At 28.7% G+C, this 25,065-nt stretch carries 21 protein-coding genes and 1 tRNA gene; 14 read left to right on the top strand and 8 right to left on the bottom strand.

Annotation, left to right across the window (positions count from 1 at the left end):
- Positions 1-58 precede the first annotated feature (58 nt).
- The 3 genes from J1D01_RS00700 to J1D01_RS00690 all read left to right on the top strand — a co-directional run bounded on the left by J1D01_RS00700 (position 59) and on the right by J1D01_RS00690 (position 4,255).
- Complete coding sequence (locus tag J1D01_RS00700) at positions 59-1,870, top strand: M1 family metallopeptidase (protein WP_421149513.1); 1,812 nt, start codon at positions 59-61, stop codon at positions 1,868-1,870.
- Positions 1,871-2,096: 226 nt separating this feature from the next.
- Entirely contained in the window at positions 2,097-2,936 is an 840-nt protein-coding gene (locus J1D01_RS00695) for a LytTR family DNA-binding domain-containing protein (RefSeq protein WP_421149512.1), read from the top strand.
- A gap of 104 nt (positions 2,937-3,040) precedes the next feature.
- Positions 3,041-4,255, top strand: a complete 1,215-nt coding sequence (locus tag J1D01_RS00690; RefSeq protein ID WP_421149511.1) for a hypothetical protein — start codon at positions 3,041-3,043, stop codon at positions 4,253-4,255.
- A gap of 81 nt (positions 4,256-4,336) precedes the next feature.
- On the opposite strand, the gene J1D01_RS00685 is transcribed toward J1D01_RS00690, so the two are convergent.
- Both J1D01_RS00685 and J1D01_RS00680 read right to left on the bottom strand, forming a co-directional pair.
- Positions 4,337-5,542, bottom strand: coding sequence for a succinylglutamate desuccinylase/aspartoacylase family protein (locus J1D01_RS00685; protein WP_372936904.1), 1,206 nt, complete (start codon positions 5,540-5,542; stop codon positions 4,337-4,339).
- A 3-nt stretch (positions 5,543-5,545) separates the two neighbouring features.
- On the bottom strand, positions 5,546-7,396 hold the full coding sequence (locus J1D01_RS00680; protein ID WP_372936905.1) for a CBS domain-containing protein: 1,851 nt from the start codon (positions 7,394-7,396) through the stop codon (positions 5,546-5,548).
- A gap of 202 nt (positions 7,397-7,598) precedes the next feature.
- On the opposite strand from J1D01_RS00680, the gene J1D01_RS00675 reads away from it, so the two are divergent.
- The 5 genes from J1D01_RS00675 to J1D01_RS00655 all read left to right on the top strand — a co-directional run bounded on the left by J1D01_RS00675 (position 7,599) and on the right by J1D01_RS00655 (position 14,176).
- Positions 7,599-9,680, top strand: a complete 2,082-nt coding sequence (locus J1D01_RS00675) for a polysaccharide lyase family 8 super-sandwich domain-containing protein (RefSeq protein WP_372936906.1) — start codon at positions 7,599-7,601, stop codon at positions 9,678-9,680.
- Positions 9,681-9,780: 100 nt separating this feature from the next.
- Positions 9,781-10,173: a ribonuclease P protein component gene (gene rnpA, locus J1D01_RS00670; RefSeq protein ID WP_421149510.1), complete on the top strand. Its 393-nt coding sequence runs from the start codon at positions 9,781-9,783 to the stop codon at positions 10,171-10,173.
- Positions 10,151-11,785, top strand: a complete 1,635-nt coding sequence (locus J1D01_RS00665; protein WP_421149509.1) for a S41 family peptidase — start codon at positions 10,151-10,153, stop codon at positions 11,783-11,785. The genes rnpA and J1D01_RS00665 overlap by 23 nt, the downstream gene beginning before the upstream one ends.
- 114 nt (positions 11,786-11,899) lie before the next feature.
- Positions 11,900-12,763: an OmpA family protein gene (locus J1D01_RS00660; RefSeq protein WP_421149508.1), complete on the top strand. Its 864-nt coding sequence runs from the start codon at positions 11,900-11,902 to the stop codon at positions 12,761-12,763.
- Between the two features lie 3 nt (positions 12,764-12,766).
- The gene (locus tag J1D01_RS00655) at positions 12,767-14,176 is read left to right on the top strand and encodes a T9SS type B sorting domain-containing protein (protein WP_421149507.1); all 1,410 of its coding nucleotides are present in this window, start codon (positions 12,767-12,769) and stop codon (positions 14,174-14,176) included.
- Here the strand turns inward: J1D01_RS00655 and J1D01_RS00650 are convergent.
- Genes J1D01_RS00650 through rpiB form a run of 3 tightly spaced genes read right to left on the bottom strand, consistent with a single transcriptional unit; the run spans position 14,173 to position 15,975 of the window.
- Positions 14,173-14,619, bottom strand: coding sequence for a GNAT family N-acetyltransferase (locus tag J1D01_RS00650; RefSeq protein ID WP_372936911.1), 447 nt, complete (start codon positions 14,617-14,619; stop codon positions 14,173-14,175). The two genes, J1D01_RS00655 and J1D01_RS00650, sit on opposite strands and share 4 nt — an antisense overlap.
- A gap of 3 nt (positions 14,620-14,622) precedes the next feature.
- Positions 14,623-15,540 carry a cation diffusion facilitator family transporter gene (locus J1D01_RS00645; RefSeq protein ID WP_421149506.1) on the bottom strand — a complete coding sequence of 306 codons (918 nt, stop codon included), beginning with the start codon at positions 15,538-15,540 and terminating at the stop codon, positions 14,623-14,625.
- Positions 15,541-15,975 (bottom strand): ribose 5-phosphate isomerase B, encoded by a 435-nt coding sequence (gene rpiB, locus J1D01_RS00640; RefSeq protein WP_372936913.1) that lies wholly within the window; start codon positions 15,973-15,975, stop codon positions 15,541-15,543.
- 711 nt (positions 15,976-16,686) lie between these two features.
- On the opposite strand from rpiB, the gene J1D01_RS00635 reads away from it, so the two are divergent.
- The 5 genes from J1D01_RS00635 (at position 16,687) to J1D01_RS00615 (ending at position 21,832) form a co-directional block, all read left to right on the top strand.
- A complete protein-coding gene (locus tag J1D01_RS00635) occupies positions 16,687-17,445 on the top strand; it encodes a T9SS type A sorting domain-containing protein (RefSeq protein WP_421149505.1) in 759 nt (252 codons plus the stop codon).
- 250 nt (positions 17,446-17,695) lie between these two features.
- Positions 17,696-19,894: a ribonuclease R gene (gene rnr / locus J1D01_RS00630; RefSeq protein ID WP_421149504.1), complete on the top strand. Its 2,199-nt coding sequence runs from the start codon at positions 17,696-17,698 to the stop codon at positions 19,892-19,894.
- Between the two features lie 45 nt (positions 19,895-19,939).
- A complete protein-coding gene (locus J1D01_RS00625; protein WP_421149503.1) occupies positions 19,940-20,266 on the top strand; it encodes a YbjQ family protein in 327 nt (108 codons plus the stop codon).
- Positions 20,267-20,350: 84 nt separating this feature from the next.
- On the top strand, positions 20,351-21,022 hold the full coding sequence (locus J1D01_RS00620) for a head GIN domain-containing protein (RefSeq protein ID WP_372937182.1): 672 nt from the start codon (positions 20,351-20,353) through the stop codon (positions 21,020-21,022).
- Between the two features lie 129 nt (positions 21,023-21,151).
- Positions 21,152-21,832, top strand: coding sequence for a LysE family translocator (locus tag J1D01_RS00615; RefSeq protein ID WP_372937181.1), 681 nt, complete (start codon positions 21,152-21,154; stop codon positions 21,830-21,832).
- A gap of 39 nt (positions 21,833-21,871) precedes the next feature.
- Here J1D01_RS00615 and J1D01_RS00610 read toward each other — a convergent pair whose 3' ends face one another.
- The 3 genes from J1D01_RS00610 to folB form a co-directional block, all read right to left on the bottom strand.
- Positions 21,872-22,387 carry a ubiquitin-like protein gene (locus J1D01_RS00610; RefSeq protein ID WP_421149502.1) on the bottom strand — a complete coding sequence of 172 codons (516 nt, stop codon included), beginning with the start codon at positions 22,385-22,387 and terminating at the stop codon, positions 21,872-21,874.
- A gap of 53 nt (positions 22,388-22,440) precedes the next feature.
- Positions 22,441-22,512: transfer RNA gene (locus J1D01_RS00605), tRNA-Cys, on the bottom strand.
- 92 nt (positions 22,513-22,604) lie between these two features.
- The gene (gene folB, locus J1D01_RS00600; RefSeq protein WP_421149501.1) at positions 22,605-22,967 is read right to left on the bottom strand and encodes a dihydroneopterin aldolase; all 363 of its coding nucleotides are present in this window, start codon (positions 22,965-22,967) and stop codon (positions 22,605-22,607) included.
- A gap of 91 nt (positions 22,968-23,058) precedes the next feature.
- Between folB and J1D01_RS00595 the strand changes: the two genes are divergently transcribed.
- Positions 23,059-25,065 carry a glutamine--tRNA ligase/YqeY domain fusion protein gene (locus J1D01_RS00595; protein ID WP_372937178.1) on the top strand — a complete coding sequence of 669 codons (2,007 nt, stop codon included), beginning with the start codon at positions 23,059-23,061 and terminating at the stop codon, positions 25,063-25,065.

The raw sequence follows: 25,065 nt of genomic DNA, 5'->3' as shown, positions 1-25,065 counted from the left end.
GAAATTAATAATAAAATGCCGAAACTAAGATTTCGGCATTTGTTTAAAATTTAACTCTATGAATCGTTTTCTTATTGTTTTTTTAAGCGTAACATTATTATGGTCTTGTGGAGGCACAAATAATGTTGTAGTAGCAAGCCCTACTACACCCCAAACCCCATTAGTGCCTTCAACTGTAACAACATATTGGCAACAGCATGTAGATTATAAGATGGAAATTGATATGGATGTAAATACCTATCAATATAAAGGCAAACAAACTTTAGTATACACCAATAATTCACCCGATATATTAAACAAAGTATATTATCACTTATACTTTAATGCATTTCAACCGGGTAGTGAAATGGATGTACGTTCAAGAACCATTGCAGATCCAGACCCAAGAGTTGGAGACCGTATTAGTAAACTAAAACCCAATGAAATTGGATACATAAAAGTTAACTCTTTAAAACAAAACGGTGTTACTTTAAAACATGAAACCGTAGGTACTGTTTTAGAAGTAGATTTAGCTAAACCTATTAAACCGGGTGAAAAAGTAACTTTTGATATGGTTTTTAACGCACAAGTGCCACTTCAAATACGTCGTTCTGGTAGAAATAACAAAGAAGGTGTTGCTTTATCTATGACGCAATGGTACCCTAAATTAGCAGAATATGATTTTGAAGGGTGGCATGCAGACCCTTACATTGGAAGAGAATTTCATGGTGTTTGGGGAAATTTTGATGTTAAATTAACTATTGATAAAAACTACGTTGTTGGAGGTACTGGCTACCTAAATGGCGAACCAAAAGTTGAAAACAACAAAAAAACATTACACTTTACAGCTCCTAATGTGCACGATTTTACATGGGCTGCAGACCCAGATTATATTCATGATACAATACAAGTGCCTAACGGACCCATATTAAACTTTTACTATAAAAACACGTTATCTACTAAACAGAAAGAAGATTGGAAAAAATTTCAACCAAAAGTTGTTGAATTAATGCAATATTATAGTAAGCATATTGGTAAATACCCTTATAAGCAATATTCTGTAATTCAAGGTGGTGATGGCGGTATGGAATATGCTATGTGTACGCTAATTACTGGCCAACGTAGTTATGGTAGTTTAGTAGGTGTTACTGCACATGAATTGGCTCACTCATGGTTTCAATTTTTATTAGCAACCAACGAAGCTAAACACGAGTGGATGGATGAAGGTTTTACCAGTTATATTAGTGACTTAGCTATGAACGAAATAATGGAACAAAACATAACAAATCCATTTAAAAACGCTTACAAAGCATACATTTATTTAGCTAACTCAGATAGCCAACAACCCCTTACAACACATGCCGATAGATATCATTACAACCAAGTATATGGTATTTCTGCATATAATAAAGGGGAAGTGTTTTTAGCTCAATTAGGTTATGTTATTGGCGAAGAAAACCTAAAAAAAACTTTAAAACAATACTTTAAAGATTGGGCCTTTAAACACCCCACTCCAAACGATTTTATTAGAGTTGCCGAAAAAGTTTCGGGGTTAGAATTAGATTGGTATTTAACAGATTTTACTCAAACAACCAATACCATAGATTATGCTATTAAACAGGTTGAAGGAAATTCCATTACTTTAGAACGTATTGGTTTAATGCCAATGCCTATTGATTTAACGGTTACTTATACCGATGGCTCTACAGAAGATTTTTATATACCATTGCAAATGATGCGAGGTGAAAAACCCACCAACGCAACTATAATTAAAGATTGGGCTTGGGCATACCCAACCTATACATTTAAAGCCGCTAAGGAGGTTAAAAGCGTAAAAATAGACCCCAGTGAACTTATGGCCGATGTAAACAAAACAAACAATAAAAAGTAACTCGTTTTAATTTATACCTTTAAAAAAACCGCTTATTAGTAAGCGGTTTTTTTATATCCCGAATACTATTAATATTGACTTTGAATGAAAATTTGCTACCTTCGTTTAACACAGATTGTAGGTTATTAAAAACAACGTAAATTCTATAGTTAGGCATAATTAAAAATTTAATATCTGTATATAATAGCTTCAAATAGGCATTAACAAAAAATATTTTAAATCTATAATGATTTCATTAAATAAAACTATTGCTTATACAAAAAAATGGAATCATACCTTTTTAATATCTGTTATATTAGGAGCCTTAGTACCATTGCTATTAATAACCTTAGAGCCTTTTGATAATAGTAATACATTTTCTTATAAATATATCATCCTATCAGGCTATGCCTTTTGTATTATAATTCCTTTACTACTAGTTCATCCTATTGAAAATTATGTCTACAATAAGCAAACAAATCGTTGGTTTGTAATTAATGAGTTTCTATATATTGCCGTAACACTTTTCTTAATATTTGTTTTTGCTTTTTTTTATCATTTTTTAGTAATTAGTAATCTGCATGCTTTTACTTTTCATGCCATATGGGGTTTTGCTAAAACATTCTGTTTACCATTTACACCTATTGTGGTGCCTTTGTGGCTTTATTTACGTTCTAAATATGGCTTAATTGAGGTTCCGTTACCCAGTAAAAAACATGTTGAAGAAAAGGTTACAATTACCATTACAGGAAACAATAAATCTGAAACTTTAACCATTTTAGAATCTGATTTTATTTTTGCAAAAGCACAACAGAATTATGTAGATGTTTATTTTAAAACAGAAAAAGGTGTAAAACAGAAAACATTTCGTAATACACTATCTAATATCATGAAACAATTACCTAATGCTTGGCAAGTGCATCGTTCTTATTTAGTGAACCTAGATTATCTTACATCGGTAGAAGGTAATGCAAGAAAACGTTTTATGCGTATTTCAGAAACTGAAGAAATTATTCCAATCTCTCAAGTTTACTATAAATCCTTAAATAACAGACTTTCAAATTCGTCCCTAGGGCTTCAAAGTTAGCCCACACACTTCAATTTTACCCCAAAAATTTCAAGTTAGTCACACTCTTTTTTTGTTATTGTTTTTATGTTTTCTATTTGTAGAGAACTTAAAAAACTATACAAATGAAAACGCATTCTCTTATTCTCTTAGTAATTTTAATAGCACTATTTTCTAGCTGTTCTTCAAGTAAATATGTTAACTATTTAAAAGAAAATACTGAAGTAGTAAAAATGACAGATTCTCTTCAGTTTAATTCATTAAATGCTAATTTTTATAAAAATAAACTGTTTTTAGTAGGTGAAGTACACGAGGTAGAAACATCTCCAAGAATAGATTTTGCCATGTTTACTCAACTTAATGAAAAAATAAAAGTGGACGTCTATTTGGCTGAAATGGATATTGCTCAAGGGTATTATCTACAAGAATATATAAAGGGTTCTGATGAACTTGAACTTAAAAAAATATTAAAAAAATGGCCTGTTTTTATTGGAAGCATATCTAAACAGTATAGAAATAAATGGGAGAAAATGAGAAGCTATTACAATCAGCTTCCTGAACAATCAAGATTTAAACTTGTTGGTGTAGACCGAATAGCAGATTTTGAACTGGTTGCCAAATTATTAAAAGACAAACTTCCTAAAAACTATCACCAGGAGATTTCTAGTAATCCGGATACCCTAATAACTTGGTCTAAAAACAAACTCAATACCATATTAGAAATTGAAAAAGGACATTTAAATGAGGCTACTTTTTATCTATTACAAAACCTAGCATTCAACTTAAATACTTATACAGAAAATAGAAGTAGAGATAAGTTTATGTATCAAAACTTTAAAAGGTTGTATACCCAAAATCAATGGGAAGATAAGACTATTTATGGCGGATTTGGTTTTTCGCACACCTTACAAGCATACAGTTATACATTTTCTGGACGAATAAAAAGAGACACCACATTGCCGTACACCAATAAAATGGTTAGTTTAAATAGTTTATATGTAGATTCTAGGTTAACTGTAGATAGCAGAGCGTTACCAAAATTTATGCAAGATAAAGGTAAAGCATTTACTCGTTTTAAGTATTCTCAAGACAATAGATTATTTATGTACATACAAGGAATTGCAGACTATAAAAAGGTAACAAAACCCAACACTATAAGTTTATTAAAATTAGATGCTGAAAATTCACCCTATTTAAACTCAACAAGAGGTACTAAAGTTAAGAAATTGATATCTATTTGGGATGCTTACGATATTATTGATGGTACTTCAACAACTGATTATGCCCAATATATTTTATTTGTTAGAAATGCAGATTGGATTGTTCCTGATGAGAATTAACTAGGCCTAAAAACACATATCATTTATATTTAATAAATTGATTGTCAATATTTAAAACATAATTTAAAAATCTCAAAATTTTTAAATGAACTTAAACCCTCTGTACCATTTTTCTTTTTTATACATATGCGTTTTAGCTACACGTTCTCTGTTATTTAATACCAAATATATTTCATTTGAATATCTGCTTCGGTAACCCAACAAATGAAATATAGATTTTGCAAAATACTTAGCTACTTTTAAATTTACTTTTAAGGTACCTTCGGTTTTGTTTAACCATGTTATTCCGGGTAATGCTACTAGCAAACCATCTATTTTAATACGTCTTAAAAATACTGATAGTCTTAAAAAGAATGGTTTTATAATTCTTATAATAAAAAAACCATCTGCTCCTTGTTTTTGATACAATGGCATAAATATAAAGCCTGTATATTTTGATAAAAGATTAACGCCGTTACTAACTGCTAATGGTACTCCTTTTTTAATTCTTTGAAAACTATTAAAACCGCTTAGCATTTTAAAATTTTCATCTTTTTTAATTTTATGTAAATGAATGATTTCTAAAAAATTTTGAGTGTTTTTTGATTGCTCTTTTAGTGTATTATAATTAGCGTTATACTTTTTACTATCTTTTTTAATTACACCCGCATTTACTAATGCTAAATTTAAAAAAGCAACACTATTGGTTATGGCATTAACATCATCATGCTGACCAGATTCAAAACCTAAAGACACATAACCTAATTGATTTATATAACTAAGTAAAGGACCTGTTAAATACTCTTCTATACCCAATACAATAGGCACAGGAAAATGTTTTGAGAATTTTCGGTTTATTAACGCATCGTTAATGGTAATAAAGGGCAGGGTTTTACTAGAGGTTGTATGTAAATCTATAAAGTAAAATGGCGGTTTATTTGTAGTTATAATATTGTTTAATATATCTAGCAGTTCTACTAATTGGTTTTCATCAGAGTTTAAATGTGTTTTTTTTTGAATAGCATCAATATTTTCTAGAGTCCATAATCTATTAAGGTCTTGGTCTATAAAACGTTGATGAGCACTAAGCGCATTTAAATTTCCTGCAATAGCGTAAATGGTTCCGTTTACATTTCCAGATTTAATAGTGTTTAAAACTTGGTTTACAGCAAAAATACCCGATGTTTCATTACCATGAATACCAGCAAAAATAACAAATGTTGGTCCTAGGTTTTTTCCTTTAATGATGCCAATTTGTCTTTCTACTTTTATTGTTTTATTTAAGGCTTTACTGTAAACATTTACCATGTTTTATAAATCATTTACGGTAACAAGACCTATTAGCTCTTTTTTATTTACTACGGGTAAACAACCTATATTATTTGCTATCATTAAGTCTCTAGCTTCATCTACAGGTGCGTACTCATCAATAGTAACCATATCTGTTTTCATAATAGTGCTAATACTCTTGTTGAGTTTTTTAGGCTTATCAAAAAAATCTTTTATATCATTCCAACTTAATAAACCAACAAGTTCTCTATCGCCATTAATTACTGGCATATGATGAATATTTTTCCATTTCATAATGTTTAAAACTAATTCTACACTATCTTTTTTATCAACTGAAAAAATATCTGAACTCATAATATGTTTAATAACTCGTTGGTCTTTAAACCTAGATTCTGTACTGTGGTGTAACATACCCCATGTAGAAACAGGATAGCCTTTTTCTTGTTTTTCGTATAAATTAGCGGTTAGCACTTGCATTGCTTCATAACGTTTATGGGTTTTTAGTAAACTTCTATAATTTCTTATTAACCATTCTGAACCGTTATTGTTATGTACTCTATTTTTTATAATTCTTAAATAGTATTCTGCGTCTTGTGGTGAAATACCGTATTTGTATAAGCCTTTATAGGCCATTGGTAATAATTCGTTCAAGATTAAATCATAACTAGAAATGTATTTTCCATTCCAATAAAATTGGGTTCCCATACCGTATCTGGCAGCGTTAAAGAAATTATTTTTTACATCTTTAAAATCCCATTTTTTATGAATATCATTGTACTCTTTTGGTTTACCTAACATAACACCAACCCAAAACATAAAGTTAGCAATTTCATCTTTTGTTGTTGGTCCAGATGGTAGGTATCTATTTTCTATACGTAAGTTTGGTTTGCCATCTATAATACCATAGCACACTCTGTTCCAAGGGTAAACAGTGCCGTTATGTAAGCCTAATGCTCTTAATTTAGGTATTTCTCCGTTATTAAGCATTTCTACACTATCTTTTATAAATCTTGTAGTTAAAATGCTTCTAAACCTAGAAATGTTGTCTTTAAAAATTTCGGTTACTGGTCCTGTTAACCATTTGGTACCAAAACTAACTCTAGATTGTTTTTCATTTAATAAAAATGAACTAGCTCTAGTATCAACACTTTGTGTAAATAGAGCAATTCTAGTTTCACTCCAAAGCTCTTTTCCAAATAAAATAGGAGAGTTTGTACAAGCACTTAAAATAGGCCCCGAAATAGCCTGTGCCCAATTATAATTATCTACAAAATTTTTAGGGCCTAATTGTAAATGCATTTGAAAACTGGTATTACAGCCTTCTAACATTACCGAGTCATGCAATAAATTAAGTTCATCAACGCCTTTAATATGTATATCAAAATTTTGTCTTCTATGGCCTTTTATAGCATCATTTAAAACCGCGTAGCGTTCTTCTTCGGTCATGTTTTTTTCATCAGAATTTTTAACCGTTATAGAAGGTAAAATGCCTGTTAGTATAATTTTTGCATTTTTTTTAGCTGCTGATTTTTTTGCTTTTTCTAATAAAGATTCTAATTGCTCATACATTTTAGAAAAGCAAAGACCTTTTAATTCTTGGGCGTCTAAATTAATTTCAAGGTTATGGCTACTAATTTCGGTAGTAAAATGGTCGTCATTAATATCTTCTAAAATCTCTAACGATTTATTTTCTGGTAAAAATTGTTCATTTACTATACAAAACTCTTGTTCTGCACCTACCCTAATAGGGGCTTCTTCAATAAGACCTCTTTCTATTATTAAATCTAGTGCTTTTATATCATTTAATAAATGATGAACGTAATTTGCTCTATCTTTTTTACCCTTTAATTCTATTACATTTAAATCTCCCATAGCCCTATGTTTTTAAGTTGCTTTAACTTAGCTAAGTTAATTTTGAATAGGAGTTTAAACTATGATTTTTATCATGTATGCAACAGCTGGGTTTAACTTTAAAAAGGCTTGGGGTTGCTATAGAAAAATTATAACTTAGTTTGCTAATTTATAGTTCTTTTTAAAAAAATTTTAACTGTATTAAACCAAACCATTACTAAATATGAAAATTTCTAAATGTGTTTTAGTTATTATAATTATTATTTCAAATCAATTAAGTTATGCTCTTAATTTAGATAAGCTTAAACAAAATTTTAGAGATTTTTATTTACTTGAAAAAGCTAATGATGAAGACATACAACAGTTGCTTGAAATTATGAATGATGATTTTTCTTTTTCTGATATTGATTACAATATGCACAGAAGAAGCAACTGGAAACCAAGAACACACTTAAAAAGACTTATTAAAATTGCCACTGCATATAAAGATGAACAGAGTAAATACTACCAATCTGAAAAAATAGCCAAAGTAATTGTTGGCGGATTAAACTATTGGAGTTATAACAATTTTTACAGTGATAATTGGTGGCATCAAGAAATAGGAATTCCTCAAAGTTTAGGGCCAACTCTTATTATTTGCGAGTCTATTATTCCAGATTCTACAATGACCAAATCTTTAGAGGTTATGGATAAATCAAGAATTTATATGACCGGACAAAATAAAATATGGCTAAGTGGAAATGTTTTTATGCGAGAATTAGTACGCGGAAATAATACTTTAATAAAAAGTGCCGCAGATACTATTAAATCTGTAGTAGTTGCTTCAAAACCTTATAAAGAAGGCATCCAACCAGATTATTCTTTTCATCAACATGGGCCGCAACCACAGTTTGGAAACTATGGTTTACATTTTGCCGAAGACATTATTAAGTGGATGTTTATTTTCAACAATACCGATATTGCTTTTTCTAAAGAAAAGATTGATTTAATGAGAAACCTTATGTTTAAAGGCCAGCAAAAAGTTAATTATAAAGGCAAATATGAAATTTTAGCAACTGGTAGGCAAATTTTCCCTGAAATGGTAAACGGTGAAAAATATCGTGGACCTATATCAAAATATGAACTCTATAAAAATCTAGAAAAGATATTCAATCTATTTGATACTAAAATTAACCCAAAAACAGCTCCTAATGAATATGTTCATTTTAGAAATTCTGATTATAGCTTGTACAGAACAAATACATTTTTCTCTGCAGTTAGAATGTCTTCTAAACGAGTAATTGGTGCTGAAGCTGGTAATGGCGAAAACCTAATGGGATATTATTTAGGTGATGGAACAAACCTTATTTACAGGCGAGGAGATGAATACCATGAAATTTACCCTGTTTGGAATTGGAAAAAGTTACCCGGTACTACCACGGTTCAAGATACAGCAAAATTACCTACTTTAACTTGGGATGGCTATAAAAACAACTCACACTTTACAGGTGGTTTAAAAGGAAAAAAAGTGGGAATTACAGCATTTAAATACCGTAGAGATAGTCTACAAGCCAATAAATCATATTTTTTTATTGATAACAAAATTTACGCTTTAGGCTCTGCAATTAATACAAACAGAAGCTTTAATGTGGTAACTACTATTAACCAATGTTATAAAAAAGGTAATGTTTACATTAAAAAAAATAAAGGTGAAATTACTACTGTATGGCATGATAGTATTGCATATATAAGCTTACAAAACCAAAAATTAAATGTTAAACAAGCACCTCAAACTGGTAGTTGGAAAAAAATACTATCATGGCATACAGATAGCTTAATTACTAAAAATATTTTTGATATTGAAATTAACCATGGTACAAAACCAAAAAACGGAAAATACGCTTATGTTAGTGTAGTTGGCTTACCTAAAAAAGAAGTTAAAAAAATTAATAAAAAACAATTAGGTAAAATAATAGCTCATAAAAAAGAAGTGCATGCTATAAGTTTTAATAAAGGTAAAACTATTGCTATTAGTGCTTTTAAACCCTGTGAAGTTGAAATTGAAAACAAACAAAAACTTACCATAAAATCTCCTTGTTTATTACATTTAACTAAACTTGTAAATGGATGGTTTATAGAAGCTGTAGACCCCACACAGCAACTTAAAAACCTTTCGTTTAAAATTACTGGTAAATATAAAACCCATAACACTAATACAATGAATACCATAGATAATGAAACCTTATTTGAAATAACCCTCCCTAGTAATATTAATGAAAAAGGTAAAAAGCAATCTTTACGATTAATTTCAATAAAAAATAATTAAAGCTATCTATTTTTAAGCAGATAAAACCAGCCTTCAAAAAGTCAATTTTATTAATTATAGGGTTATATTTTGCTACCTTTGGTTTTTAAAAAACACTTCATTGAATTTTACTTACGGCAAAAAAGAAAAACTAAAAAGTAAAAAACTCATAGACCAAATGTTTACAGAAGGTCAATCGGTTTCTGCCTTTCCGTTAATATTAGTGTATTTAGAAACCACTTTTGAAGAAAATATTGTTGCTAAAACCGGTGTTTCTGTAAGTAAGCGTCATTTTAAAACTGCTGTAGATAGAAACAGAATAAAACGCTTATTAAGAGAATCTTACAGACTTAATAAAGCTACTTATTTTAACAACATTACAACACAATATGCGTTTATGATTTTGTACATTGGCAAAAAGAAACCAACTTTTTTGCAAGTTGAAACAAGTATGAATAAAGTGTTTGAAAAGTTTTTAAACAAGATTTCTTATGAAAAAAATAGTCAAGAATAAATTCGTCCTTATAACTTTAGCAACTACTATTTTTATAAGTACAACAGCTTTTAAAAATGATTTCTTTGAAATTGCTAAACAAATTGAAATTTTTACCACACTTTTTAAAGAACTCAACATGAATTATGTTGATGAAACCAACCCCGGCGATTTAATGGATACCGCCATTAAAAGCATGTTGGCAGATTTAGATCCGTACACAAATTTTATGAATGAGCAAGATGTTGAAGCTGCAAGAATTAATAATACAGGAGACTATACAGGTATTGGCGCCAAAGTAAAAACATTTAAAGATAAACTAGTAATTGTAGAACCTTATAAAGATTATCCTGCAGATAAAGCAGGATTAAAAGCCGGTGATGAAATTATAAAAGTAGGCAATACCCTAATTAAAGACTATAAAGAAAATAGCAGTGATTTACTTAAAGGAACCGCAGGTACAAAAGTAGAAGTAACTTATAAAAGGCAAGGAAAAACCGCAACTGCCACCATTGAAAGAGCTGAAGTAGAAATTAAAGCAGTACCTCATTTCTCTATGATAGATGATAATACTGGGTATATTGTTTTAAGTAAATTTAATAGAAAAGCACATAAAGAAACTGATTATGCCCTACGAGATTTAAAAGCTCAAGGTGCTAAACGTATTATATTAGATTTACGCGGAAATCCAGGTGGTTTATTAAATGAAGCTATTAAAATTGTAAACCTATTTGTGCCTAAAGGCCAATTGGTAGTTACCACAAAATCTAAAGTAAAAAAATACAATAAAACCTATTACACCCAATCTGAACCTATAGATACAGAAATACCTTTAGTTGTTTTAATAGATGGTAAAAGTGCATCTGCTAGTGAGATTGTTTCGGGCTCTTTACAAGATTTAGATAGAGCTGTTATAGTAGGTTCAAGAAGTTTTGGTAAGGGTTTAGTACAACGCCCTAAACAACTAACATATGGTACACAGGTTAAAATTACCATCTCTAGATACTATACACCATCTGGCAGATGTATTCAATCTTTAGACTATTGGAATAGAGATGAAAACGGTAAAGCGGTACGCGTAAAACAAGAAAATTACAATGAATTTAAAACCAAAAACGGACGTAAAGTTTTTGATGGTGGTGGCGTGTTTCCAGATGTTGCTTTTGATGCTTCTAAAAATGCTACAGTTACCAATGCCATTGTAAATGACGATTTAGTATTTAATTATGCAACTAACTATTATTACAACCACAACATTAACAATTTAAATGATTTTAAACTTACAGATGCTGATTTTTCAGACTTTAAAACATATTTAAAAACCAATAATTTTTCATTTAAAACTCAAACCGAAAAAGCACTTTATAAAGCTTTTGAAGCTGCTGCTAATGAAGAATTAGATGATAATATTGAAAAAGATTTTAATACTTTAATTTCAAATTTAAATCGTTCTAAAGAAGATATTATTAATGAAAATAAAAACTTTTTATTAGACCTACTAACCGAAGAAATTGTAAAACGTTACGCCTATAGAGAAGGTTTATATGAATATTATAAAGTACATGACCCTAAAATTAAAAAAGCAACAGAAATACTTAATAATACAGCAACATATTTAGGGTATTTAAATTAAAATTAATTGTTTTTTAACCTTTAGTATTTGTAATTTAACTTAAAACAATGGCAATTTCGGGGCTAATTATTTAAAAATAGTATATTTATATCCCAATAGTTATGAAATCCTACTATGAATAAACTGCTTGTATTTATAATATCTTTTTTATTTACTTGTGGGTTAGTGTTTTCGCAAAAATTAACCCATGAAGTGTATTTTGATACTGATAAGTACGACGTTCCTTCTACAGAAAAAAACAGATTACTTTTATTTATTTCAACGTTAACCGATGTAGATATTGAATCTATATCTATTTATGGGTTTTGTGATGATAGAGGTGCAGATACTTATAATTTAAAACTATCGCAACAAAGGGCAGAAGCTATAAAAAGCATTTTTTCTAATAACGAAATTAGCGAAAGCCTTATTACAAACGTTGATGGTAAAGGCGAGGTTTTACTTAAAATTGTTGATGAAGAAAATATTTTAAAAATTAGAGGTTTAAATAGAAAAGTAGAAATTATAGTAAAACCTAAAGAACCAGAGCCAGAACCTGAATCAAAAGAAGAAATTGTTGAGGTTAATGAAAAGAAAACTGAAGCAGAACAGATAAGAAGTAACCTAAAGGCAGGAGATAAAATTATTTTTGAAAATATTTTATTTAAAACTGGTTATGCTAGAATAACTCCAGAGTCTAAAAAAACTTTAGAGTCTATTGCCGAAGCTTTAGTAGAACGCAATAATATTTATTTTACAATTCAAGGGCATGTTTGTTGTACTAAATATACTAGAGATGCCGTAGATAGAAGAACAAAAAAACGCAACCTTTCTGAGGCTAGAGCAAAGTTTGTGTATGATTATTTTGCAAAAAAAGGTGTAGATAAAAGGCGAATGCGTTATATGGGTATGCGTAGAAAATTTCCTTTAGGTGGCGACCCAAAATTTGATAGAAGGGTTGAAATTTTAATCACTTATGTTGGTGATGAGAACCAATAATCAATGTGTAATAAAGCTTTCTTATTTTTCGCTTTCTTATTTATAGTAAGTATAACTTGCTCTTCTCAAAATACATTTATTCCAGATGATAATTTTGAACAAGCCCTTATAGATTTAGGCTATGATACGGCTCCTTTAGATGATTATGTACCAACTGCTAATATTACTAGTATAACAGAATTAGATGTAAGTTCTAAAAACATATTAGACCTTACTGGTATTGAAGATTTTATTAACTTATCTATACTTGAATGTACTAATAACCAACTTACTAACATTAATATTTCAAATAATTTAAACTTAACACAGTTATTTGTTGATGTTAATAACCTTACTAATTTAGATGTAACTAATAATACTAATTTACAAATATTATGGTGTTTTAATAATACTATTTCTACCTTAAATGTTAGTCAAAATCCTAATTTAATATCACTACGTTGTGATAATAATAATTTATCAAATTTAGATGTTAGTAATAACCTAAATTTAAATGTTCTAACATGCGGATTTAATAGTTTAACTAGTTTAAATATTAGTAATAATACTTCTTTAAATAGGTTAGAATGTGGTGGTAATTTATTATCAAATTTAGATGTTAGTAATAATATAGATTTGTCATATCTTTCATGTAATTCAAATCAAATATCAACTTTAAATCTTACTCTAAACACATCATTAAATACACTAATTTGTTTTGAAAATGAATTAACAGAATTAGATCTTAGCCAAAATTCATCTTTAACTACTTTAAATTGTTCTAATAATAATTTGTGTTTGCTCAATATTAATAATGGTAATAATAACAATACAAATAATGTTTATTTTGAAAGTAATACTAATTTAAGTTGTGTGGTTGTTGATAATCCTAGTAATATTCCCTCTAATTGGGAGCCAGCAACGTTTTTAAACTATGTATCTTCAGAAAATGAATGTGATAATTTTGTAGCTGTTGATGATTTTAATAATGTTACTTCTTTTACAAATTACACCTTACCAACTTTAAGTAACGGTAATTATTACACAGAACCTGATGCAAATGGTTTAGCATTATATGCAGGAGATATTATTTCTGAATCTAAAACCATTTATATATACAATGAAACAGTATGTTTTAGTAATGAAACCAGTTTTTATGTAACCATTTTTGAAGGCGAATATTTTATTCCAAAATATTTTACACCAAATAACGATGGTACAAATGATACCTGGAAAGTAATTGATAACACAAATTCTTTTACAGAAATTTACATATATAACAGACACGGAAAATTATTAAAAACGTTACACCCTAGTTCTTTTGAATGGGACGGAACTTTTAATGGTAAATTAATGTATACAGATGATTATTGGTTTGTTATTTACCGTGAAGCAGATATTCCTATAAAGGGACATTTTACTTTAAAACGCTAATTATCTTTAATCATAGCAATATGAGGTATATTATCTTCTAAATACTCCTCTCCTATTTCTTTAAAACTTAAATTATTATAAAATTTTTTTAAATAACATTGGGCAGAAATTTTAATTGTACTTTCATTAAAATACATTTTAATAGCTTTTATAGAAGCCTTCATAATATCATTACCGTAGTTATAATGTCTTTTATTTTTAGCTACCACTACCCTACCAATACTAGCTTTATCAAAATAATCACCTGGTTTAAAAATACGTGTATAAGCAACTAAAACATTATTATGATATCCTAAAATATGTAGTGCTTTTTGGTCTTTACCATCAATATCTTGATATACACAATCTTGTTCTACAACAAACACCTCACTACGTAATTGAAGTAAACTATATAATTCTTGGGTAGTAAGTTGTAAAAATGTTTTAGTTTTTATTTCTAGCATTTTTTAATCTTGTACAATAACATCTTTAGCATCATCTTTACCAAATTCTGGTTGAATATTTACATGATTTATTTGATACTTTTTAAACACCAATGTTTCAATATCTTGTAATATATAATCAAACTCAGATAAAGTTATATCTTTATTAAAATCTATATGCGCTTCTAAATGTATTTCTTCTTCATTTAATTGCCATATATGTACATGATGCACATTTTTAATACTTTTAAAAGCATTTATTTCATCAACAATTTTTTTTACAGGAATATCATCTGGTGTAAATAACATAAGTACTTTAGTAGATTCTTTTAATAAATCTAATCCCATAAAAATTAAATAAATAGCTATAACTAAAGTTAAAATACTATCTACCCAATAAATTTGATAAAACTTCATTAACAAACCTCCTATTAATACCGCAACACTTGCCATCATATCTGTTAATAAATGTATATAAGCACTGCGTATATTCATATTAACATCAGAGTCTTTTTTTAATAATATTACGCTTAAACCATTAGCTACAATACCTAAAAGTGATAACCAAATAACAAGGTTAGATTCTATTTCTTGTGGATTTTGAAACCTTTTAATTGCTTCAATAATTAATAAAACTGCTACTATAACTAATGTAGCTGCATTAATAAAAGCTGCTAAAATTTCGGCGCGTTTATAACCAAAAGTTCTGTATGCTGAAGCTTTCTTTTTAGTAAGTCTGTTAGCAATATAACTAACCAATAAAGACAGTACATCAGAAAAATTATGTAAAGCATCACTTAATAATGCTAAACTTCCAGATACTAAACCTCCAATAATTTGAGATGCTGTAATTAGTATATTTAAAAAGATAGATATAAAAAGATTTCTACCCTTTAAATCGGTATGAGAATGAGCGTGATTATGAGTGTGAGAATGACTCATTTAACAAGATAACGGTATTTTATCTATTCTTTTTTGATGACGACCACCTTCAAAATCTGTATTTAAAAATGTTTCAACCATTTTAACTGCCTGCGGAATAGCAGTAAACCTAGCAGGAATACATAAAATATTTGCATTATTATGCTGGCGGATAAGCTCTACTATTTCATTATTCCAACATAAACCAGCACGTATTTTTTGATGTTTATTAGCAGTCATAGCAACACCATTGGCACTACCGCAAATTAAAATACCGTAGGTAGATTTGTTATTTTCAACATCTTCTGCTACCGGATGCACAAAATCTGCATAATCTACACTATCACTAGTATCTGTACCATGATTTATAACTGTATATCCTTTATCTTTAAGGTATTTTACAATAGCAAATTTATAATCTGTACCAGCATGGTCGTTTCCTATAGAAATAGTCATAATTTAATTTGTTTATTTTTCTTTTAACAAAAGTACTAATTAAAAATATTGTGAACGGTGTTATTAATTACTTGTTAATAACTGTTCATTACTTTCTAAAAAATAAACTTGCAAAATTCAACTTATTTTACAATCCATAATGTTTAGTTAACATCCAAATTAGTTAATGTAAATTTTTAGTTAAGTTATTAGCACTAAAAAGTATGTTAATAACCAATGTTAAGTAATAATTTTATTAAAAAATACTGTTAATTTTAGTTATAAACAATTGTTAATAGAAATTTAAAATAACTTAATTTCTAATTACTTAACAAAGTAAGAGGTTGTTTATTTCTTATCAATAAACTTATATAAATAACTTATCAAAATAAACTTTAAAAAAGTTATACCAGTTATTAACACACTATAATAACCATTATTATTTTTTTAAATTTTTAAAAGAAAAAGATATATATAATATATAATGTGGATAAGTTGAATTTTACTTATTGTAACCTACAGTAAATATTAGTCTATAAATTATAATCTTTTTATTTTGATTATTAACATTAAACTTAGCTATGTTTTATTAAAATGTTAAAATTTAAAATAAAAATAAAAAAACCCTTCATCCTAATATAATTAAATTACATTTGAACGATAAATAATGTTTTTAATCGATATTTATTTATAAAAAAATATTACAAATAATTTAATCCTAATTCTTTACACATGAAAAAAATTTACTTTTTATCAATTTTATCAATTTTATCAATTAGTAAAATACACGCCCAAACAGTTACTGTTGATGATCATACCCCTAATGCTACTGCAACATATACATTTACCTTTACAACTGATAGAGCATTAGGTTATGGTTCTTTATCTGAAGCTGGTGCTAATCAGGGAGTATTAACAGATATTTTTGTTATATCTTCTACACCAAGTGGTTTTCCAAGTTTTACTTCAGTTGATTCTCCTAATAATATTACTGATGCTATTATAAAAATTGATGGTGTAGTTCAAGATAACAGTGATTTTTATAGAATTGTTTCTTATTTTGGTTTTGGTATTTATATTGGCACTGAAACTATAGCAATACCAGCTGGGTCTACAATAGAAGTTATAATACCAAATTTAATTGTAAATCCAAGTACAGAAGCCGAATATGAATTTAACTGGAGAACATCAACGGCCCATGGATTTGATGCTGTTATTTTTACTGCAAGTATTAATGTAAGTACTTTATCTACAGATGTTGTTAAAGTAAATAATATTAATAAATATGTTTATCCAAATCCTTCAACTAATTTTATACAAATTTCAGGAATCACAGAATCACAGAATTATAAAATTTATAATACATTAGGTTCAGAAGTAATAAGTGGAACTCTTAGTCAAGATAAAGAAATTAATATTAAAGAATTAACAAAAGGATTGTACTTTATAGAATTAGAAGATAGAAGTTCTTTTAAATTTATTAAAAATTAAAAAGTTTACTAATATTTTATAAACTTAAAATATTAAAGACTCACATTGGTTGTGAGTCTTTTTAATTTAAATAAAAAGCTTGTAATAAACCTAAGTTGTTACAAGCTTTTTTATGAATTAAACTTAAGGAAACATAGCTTTAATTAAAATGTTGTAACTTTGCCAAAACAAATAGCGCAATTTCTCCACTACACAACGCTATGAATAACAGAATTTCAATTAACTTTAGAAATTCAATAGATTACATTAAATGACAAGAAAACGAAAAGGAAAATCCAGAAAAAAAGGAATTTCCAACCTTACAAATACTATTCTTAGTATTTTAAAAAAAGAAAGAAATCAAAGTTTTAACTATAAACAAATTGCAGCTAAACTTGGTGTTAATGATGCTAGTAGCCGTAACCAAATTATAAAAACGCTTGCTAAATTAGCAGCTAAACAAGAAATAGAACAAGTAGATAGAGGTAAATTTAAAGCCGTAGTAACTGCAGAATACCATACTGGTATTTTAGATTTATCTGCAAAAGGATCTGGGTATATTATTAGTGAGGCGTTTGATGATGATGTATATGTAGCTTCTAATAATATTAACAAAGCTTTAAATGGTGATGAAGTAGAATTTTATGTTTATAAACGTAGAAAACGTGGTAAGTTAGAAGGTGAAATAACACAAATTATTAAACGCGCTAAAAGTGAATATGTAGGCGTTATTCAACTACACGATAAATATGCATTTGTTATACCAGACAGTAATAAAATGTATAAAGATATTTTTATACCTATTAACAAAACATTTAAAGCTGAAGATGGCGATAAAGTTTTAGTTAAACTAGAAGATTGGCCAGAAAAAGCAGATTCTCCTTATGGTAAAGTAGTTAAAATATTAGGTAAACCAGGAGAACACAATACAGAAATTCATGCTATTCTTTCAGAATATGGCTTACCTTTTGAATTTCCTTATGAAGTAGAAGATTATGCTAATAAAATTGATACCTCTATTACCAAAGATGAAATTGCCAAACGTAGAGATATGCGTCAAGATCTTACCTTTACTATAGATCCAAAAGATGCTAAAGATTTTGATGATGCCTTATCTTTTAAAGTTTTAGAAAACGGATTGTATGAAATAGGTATTCACATTGCCGATGTATCACATTATGTAAAAGAAGGTACTGTTTTAGATGATGAAGCTTATAACCGGGCAACATCAGTATATTTAGTAGATAGAGTAGTACCAATGTTACCAGAAGTGTTATCTAATAATGCATGTTCGTTACGTCCGCATGAAGAAAAATACACCTTTTCAGCCGTATTTAAAATAAATGATAAAGCCGAAGTAAAACACCAATGGTTTGGAAGAACAGTAACCTATAGCGATGCACGTTTTGCTTACGAAGAAGCACAAGCCATTATAGAGTCTAAAACCAATGAAATTCCTGCAGATGTTTCATTAACAGGAAAAACTTATAAAACCGATGAAAAGCTAGCCAATGCTATTTTAAAATTAAATGAATTAGCAAAAATAATGCGTAATAAACGCATGAAAAATGGGGCAATTTCTTTTGATAAAGTAGAAGTAAAATTTAATTTAGATGAAGACAATAATCCTGAAGGCGTATACTTTAAAACCAGTAAAGATGCTAATAAGCTTATAGAAGAATTCATGCTGTTGGCTAATAAAAAAGTAGCCGAATTTATAGGTAAACAAAATCCTAAAAAAACCTTCGTATATCGTGTTCATGATGAACCAGACGATAGTAAATTAGCGGCTTTACAAAATATTGTTGGCAGATTTGGTTATAAACTTAATTTTAAAGACAGAAAATCTACAACCGCTTCATTAAATAATCTTCTTACAGAAGTAGTTGGAAAAAAAGAACAAAATTTAGTAGATACGCTAACCATACGCAGTATGAGTAAAGCAGAATACACTACCCATAATATAGGGCATTACGGTTTAGCATTTGATTATTACTCGCATTTCACTTCTCCTATTCGTCGTTACCCCGATGTTATGGCTCATAGATTATTACAACATTATTTAGATGGTGGAAAATCTGTAAGTGAAGAGGCTTACGAAGAAAAATGCCAGCACTCTAGTAACATGGAATATTTAGCAACTAAAGCCGAAAGAGACTCTATAAAGTATATGCAAATTCGTTTTATGGAAGATCATAAAAATCAAGAATTTGTAGGTGTTATTTCTGGAGTAACAGACTGGGGAATTTATGTTGAAATAATTTCAAATAAATGCGAAGGAATGGTTAGTTTAAGAGATATTACAGATGATCATTATGTATTTGATGAAAGTCAGTTTGCTATAGTAGGAAGAAACACAAAAAACACTTATCAATTAGGAGATGAAGTAGTTGTAAAAGTTAAAAATACAGATTTAGTTAAAAAGCATTTAGACTTTAATTTAATAGGAAAACCAGAAGATGTATTGTAACAAATTTGTTTAAATATTTACTAATACTTTAAACAGAATGTTATTATGATATTAACAACAACACAATATATAGAAGACCATAAAATAGTAGATTATTTAGGGATAGTAAGTGGTATAGCTTATAATAATAGTTATAACCATAAAGGAAAAAAACTATCTTTTAAAGATATGTTTAATGTATCTAAATATTATAAAGTTTATGCCGAAGGTTTAGAAACTATAAAAGAAGAAGCTTTTCAAAAATTAAAAGAAAATGCCCAACAACTTAAAGCTAATGCTGTAGTTGGCATAAAAGTAGACATAGAACCTTTAGTAAATTCATCTCATATAGTAGTTTCCATAACTGGAACAGCTGTTAAAGTAGCTATTTAATTAAAAAGTTTTCTTAATGTTAATTTATAACGGTATAATTCTTGATAATTTTGCGTTAAAATAACAATATATAAAAAGTAAACCATGAAAAGGATATTAGTAATATGCGCTTTTTTAGTATCAACCTTAGTTATAGCACAAAATACAGTTGAGAAAGAAATAGGAGAATTTAGTGAATTAAAAGTATATGATTTAATTAATGTAGAACTCATAAAATCCAAACAAAATAAGGTAGTTATTACGGGTAAGAATACCCAAAACGTTATACTAAACAACAAGAACGGAACCTTAAAAATTAAAATGAAGTTAAAAGAAATTTTTAATGGTAATGATACTAAAGTAAAACTTTACTATTCTCATGTAGATATTATTGATGTAAATGAAGGCGCTAATGTATATTCAGATGATAAAATAAAGCAATTTGAAATAGATTTAAAAACTCAAGAAGGCGCTAATATAGAAGTAAAATTAGATGTTACTTATGCTAATATAAAAGCTGTTACAGGAGGTGTTGTAAAAGTTACAGGTAAAGCTAAAAGTCAAGATGTTTCCTTATTAACAGGAGGTATTTATAAAGGAGCAGAACTTAAAACCGATAAAACAGAAGTAGCTATTAAAGCTGCTGGAGAAGCTCATGTAAACGCAACAGATTTAGTTGATGTAAAAATAAGAGCTGGAGGTGATGTTTATATTTATGGCAATCCTAAAACTATTAATGAAGATAGAGTTCTTGGAGGTAGAGTAAAACGAATGTAGAGTGTCTCTTATCAAGATAATTTATAAAAAGACCACTAAACTTAGTGGTTTTTTTGTTTAATATCATTACAAAACCATAAGAATAATCATTAAATATTTCTTTACTTTGTGTAAAGCTTCCTAAAAGTTATGTTTGATGATATTTTAACAGCTATTCCTTTCGGAATTGTACTAGCCTTTACCATTGGCCCTGTATTTTTTGTTCTGTTAGAAACAGGTGCTACCAAAGGATTTAGAAGTGCTTTAATTTTTGATTTAGGTGTTATTTTAGCCGATATCATTTTTATAATGGTAGCTTTTTTTAGTACCAATAAGCTTTTAGAAAGGGTAAAAGACGACCCTAATTTTTTAATTTTTGGTGGTGTTTTATTAATAGTTTACGGTATTATTTCTTTTATAAAAACATCAAAATCATTCAGAGACATTGTTAGAGAATATCATGCTGTAGAATTTAAAAAAGGTTATGGAAAATTATTTATAAAAGGGTTTCTACTAAATTTTATAAATATAGGTGTACTTATTGGTTGGGTTGTATTTATAGCCTTAGCTAACACTTTAACAACATCAAAACATGGTGTTTTAGTTTTTTTAGGAACTATTTTACTTACTTATTTATTGGTTGATTTGGTAAAAATTATAGTAGCTAAAAGAATAAAAAAAAGATTAACACCACGTTTAATTTTTAAAACAAAAAAAATAGTTGCTTTAGTAATATTAGGATTTGGTATTTTGTTATTATTTCAAGGATTGTTTCCAGAAACCTATGAAAAAAATAAAGAAAAACTAGAACGTATTAGTCCTATTAATTAAATACTAAAATATAATCTGTTAATAAAACCAATAGTAGTTTTATTCTTTTATAATTTTTATTAGAAAGCTATTCTCTAGTTTTAAAAGATATAATCCATTAGGAAAGTTTGATATATCAATGTTTCCATGTTTGTAAACTACACCTTTGTTAATTTCCTGTCCAATTAAATTATATATTTTATAGTTTTGATTTTGAGATAATCCAGAAATATATAAATAATTTTGGGTAGGGTTTGGATACACTTTTAAGTTTACAGCTTTATGCTCACTAATATTTAAAGTAGAAACTTGTAATAGTAGTGTACTTTCTTTTTGTATGTTATAATCTGCTAAAGTTCTGGCATTTTCAAGTTCATTACCATTAAAAATTAAAATTTGACTATTAACAGCAATACCTTCTTTATCTTCAATTTTAGATTTTACATTATCAATAGTATCATTAGCTTCAACATCTATTGTAATTATTTTGCCAGATTCATCTTTAACAAAAATTTGCATAGCTATGGCATTTAATGATAGAAAAGAGAATAAAATTAAAGAGTAAAATTTTTTCATAAGGTTGGTTTTAATTATAAAAAAAGCTCCCAAATTAATTGGAAGCTTTGTAGAGGCGTCGAGCGGATTCGAACCGCTGTAGCAGGTTTTGCAGACCTGTGCCTAAGCCCCTCGGCCACAACGCCATTTATTGTAAAATTTGTAAAACGTTCTCTTAATTATGTTTCAAGAACTCGGTGCAAATGTATAAAAAATTGTGATTTTTCCTTACTAAAAATTATTTTTTACGCTTATCAGTCATTTTTATCGTTACAAAATTAACATCGCCACCAATTGGAGGGTTAATTTTGCTAACCCAAACCGTTGCTTTTTTTACTAATTTATCTTCAGAAAAGATTCTATTTAAAATACGTTTAGCTACTGTTTCAAGTAGTTTAGAGGGTTTACTCATTTCCTCCTTTATAATTCTGTTTAAAAAAACATAATCAACAGTATCTTTTAAATCATCTGTTTTAGCAGATGTTTGTAAATTGGCTTTTACTTCTAAATCTACTCTATAATCGCTTCCTATTTTTGTTTCTTCATTTAAACAACCATGGTAAGCGTAAACCTTTATATTTTCAACTTTTATAATTCCCATTTTATATTAGATATAATCAAAAAACTTAATAAGCGAAAATAAGTTGATTTTCCGTAATTTTGGTGCTTGTTTAGTTGAAAAACAAAAGAAAATGTCTGAAGAAAAAAAATCACTCAATTTTATTGAGCAAATTATAGAAGAAGATTTAGCAAATGGGATGCCGAAAAGCCAATTACGTTTTAGGTTTCCGCCAGAACCTAATGGGTATTTACACATTGGTCATACCAAAGCTATAGGTATTAGTTTTGGTTTAGGCGAAAAATACAATGCCCCAGTAAATCTTAGGTTTGATGATACAAACCCTTCTAAAGAAGAACAAGAATATGTTGATGCTATTAAGAGAGATGTAGCTTGGTTGGGTTATAAATGGGATAAAGAATTATATTCTTCAGATTATTTTCAACAGTTATATGATTGGGCTGTTTTAATGATAAAAGATGGTAAGGCCTATGTAGATTCGCAAACAAGCGAAGAAATGGCAGTACAAAAAGGAACTCCAACGCAAGTAGGAACCAATAGTCCTTATAGAAATAGAAGTGTTGAAGAAAATCTAGATTTATTTACACGCATGAAAAATGGCGAATTTCCGGCAGGAACCCATGTTTTGCGTGCCAAAATAGATATGGAAGACCCCAATATGCTTATGCGAGACCCAATTATGTATCGCATTATGTATGCACACCATCATAGAACAGGTGATAAGTGGTGTATTTACCCTATGTATGATTGGACGCATGGCGAAAGCGATTATATAGAACAAGTATCACACTCATTATGCTCATTAGAATTTAAACCACACAGAAAACTCTATAATTGGTTTAGAGATATTGTTCATAAGTATAGTTCAGACACTTTACCATTACCACCAAAACAACGAGAATTTGCCCGTTTAAACTTAAGTTATACCATAATGAGTAAACGTAAGTTACTACAATTGGTAAATGAAGGTGTTGTAAATGGATGGGATGACCCCAGAATGCCAACTATTTCTGGTTTACGCAGAAGAGGTTATACCCCTAATGCATTAAGAAAGTTTGTAGAAACTGTTGGAGTTGCTAAACGAGATAATGTTATAGATGTATCGCTTTTAGAGTTTTGTATTCGCGAAGATTTAAACAAAACAGCGCCAAGAGTAATGGCTGTTTTAGATCCTGTTAAATTAGTTATTACCAACTATCCTGAAGACAAAGTAGAGTGGTTTGATGCTGAAAATAACCCAGAAGATGAAACTGCAGGGTATAGAAAAGTACCTTTTTCAAGAGAACTTTATATTGAAAGAGAAGATTTTAAAGAAGTAGCAGGAAATAAATTTTTTAGATTAAAACTAGGAGGTGAGGTACGTTTAAAAAATGCCTACATAATTAAAGCAGAACGTGTTGTTAAAGATTCTAAAGGTACTATTACAGAAATACACTGTACATATTCTACAGATACTGCAAAAAAGGTAAAAGGAACGCTACATTGGGTGTCTATACAACATGCTATAAAAGCAGAGGTTAGAGAATACGATCGTTTATTTATGGATGAAGCTCCAGATGCTCACCAAGACAAAGATTTTATGGAATTTATTAATCCTAATTCATTAAAAATAATTGAAGCATATACAGAACCTAGTTTGCTAGAAGCAAAAGTAGGAGACAGGTTTCAATTTCAACGCTTAGGATATTTTAATGTAGATGATGATACCACTACTGATAAATTAGTATTTAATAAAACAGTTGGATTAAGAGATACTTGGGCTAAAAAGAAACCAGAAACAAATAACCAAAATCAACCAAAACCTAAACAGCAACAACCACAACGTAAGCCTATTGATGTAATTAAACAATTGGGTAAAAAGTATACCAATTTACCCGAAGTAAAACAAGAAAAGGCTAAAGCAGAAATTTTAGAATTAGCAAATAGTGTTAGTTATGAAGATTTAGAACCACTTTTTGCAACTGCTGTTAAAAAGGTAGGAACAAGAATTGCCACGGCAATTACCTTAGGTGTTCTATTAAATAATGGTTTAGAAAAAAATGAAGCTATCAATAGTTTTATAGCAAAAGCATTAGAAGATAAAAACGAGATATTAGTTACTGAAGCTAAAGCATTATAA

The sequence above is a fragment of the Seonamhaeicola sp. NFXS20 genome, assembly GCF_049132085.1.
Classification (GTDB): Bacteria; Bacteroidota; Bacteroidia; order Flavobacteriales; family Flavobacteriaceae; genus Seonamhaeicola.
The sequence above is the reverse complement of the archived record's forward strand: the minus strand, read 5'-3'. Positions and strand labels throughout refer to the sequence as shown.

Excerpts from the sequence above, each read along its gene's own strand:
- J1D01_RS00595 (WP_372937178.1), top strand. The coding sequence starts at position 23,059 with ATGTCTGAAGAAAAAAAATCACTCAATTTTATTGAGCAAATTATAGAA.
- J1D01_RS00665 (WP_421149509.1), top strand. The coding sequence starts at position 10,151 with ATGAAAAAAATAGTCAAGAATAAATTCGTCCTTATAACTTTAGCAACT.
- J1D01_RS00690 (WP_421149511.1), top strand. The coding sequence starts at position 3,041 with ATGAAAACGCATTCTCTTATTCTCTTAGTAATTTTAATAGCACTATTT.
- J1D01_RS00685 (WP_372936904.1), bottom strand. The coding sequence starts at position 5,542 with ATGGTAAATGTTTACAGTAAAGCCTTAAATAAAACAATAAAAGTAGAA.
- J1D01_RS00675 (WP_372936906.1), top strand. The coding sequence starts at position 7,599 with ATGAAAATTTCTAAATGTGTTTTAGTTATTATAATTATTATTTCAAAT.
- J1D01_RS00660 (WP_421149508.1), top strand. The coding sequence starts at position 11,900 with ATGAATAAACTGCTTGTATTTATAATATCTTTTTTATTTACTTGTGGG.
- J1D01_RS00610 (WP_421149502.1), bottom strand. The coding sequence starts at position 22,387 with ATGAAAAAATTTTACTCTTTAATTTTATTCTCTTTTCTATCATTAAAT.
- J1D01_RS00680 (WP_372936905.1), bottom strand. The coding sequence starts at position 7,396 with ATGGGAGATTTAAATGTAATAGAATTAAAGGGTAAAAAAGATAGAGCA.
- rnr (WP_421149504.1), top strand. The coding sequence starts at position 17,696 with ATGACAAGAAAACGAAAAGGAAAATCCAGAAAAAAAGGAATTTCCAAC.
- J1D01_RS00650 (WP_372936911.1), bottom strand. The coding sequence starts at position 14,619 with ATGCTAGAAATAAAAACTAAAACATTTTTACAACTTACTACCCAAGAA.
- J1D01_RS00620 (WP_372937182.1), top strand. The coding sequence starts at position 20,351 with ATGAAAAGGATATTAGTAATATGCGCTTTTTTAGTATCAACCTTAGTT.
- J1D01_RS00645 (WP_421149506.1), bottom strand. The coding sequence starts at position 15,540 with ATGAGTCATTCTCACACTCATAATCACGCTCATTCTCATACCGATTTA.
- J1D01_RS00625 (WP_421149503.1), top strand. The coding sequence starts at position 19,940 with ATGATATTAACAACAACACAATATATAGAAGACCATAAAATAGTAGAT.
- J1D01_RS00655 (WP_421149507.1), top strand. The coding sequence starts at position 12,767 with ATGTGTAATAAAGCTTTCTTATTTTTCGCTTTCTTATTTATAGTAAGT.
- J1D01_RS00635 (WP_421149505.1), top strand. The coding sequence starts at position 16,687 with ATGAAAAAAATTTACTTTTTATCAATTTTATCAATTTTATCAATTAGT.
- J1D01_RS00615 (WP_372937181.1), top strand. The coding sequence starts at position 21,152 with ATGTTTGATGATATTTTAACAGCTATTCCTTTCGGAATTGTACTAGCC.
- J1D01_RS00695 (WP_421149512.1), top strand. The coding sequence starts at position 2,097 with ATGATTTCATTAAATAAAACTATTGCTTATACAAAAAAATGGAATCAT.
- rpiB (WP_372936913.1), bottom strand. The coding sequence starts at position 15,975 with ATGACTATTTCTATAGGAAACGACCATGCTGGTACAGATTATAAATTT.
- J1D01_RS00700 (WP_421149513.1), top strand. The coding sequence starts at position 59 with ATGAATCGTTTTCTTATTGTTTTTTTAAGCGTAACATTATTATGGTCT.
- folB (WP_421149501.1), bottom strand. The coding sequence starts at position 22,967 with ATGGGAATTATAAAAGTTGAAAATATAAAGGTTTACGCTTACCATGGT.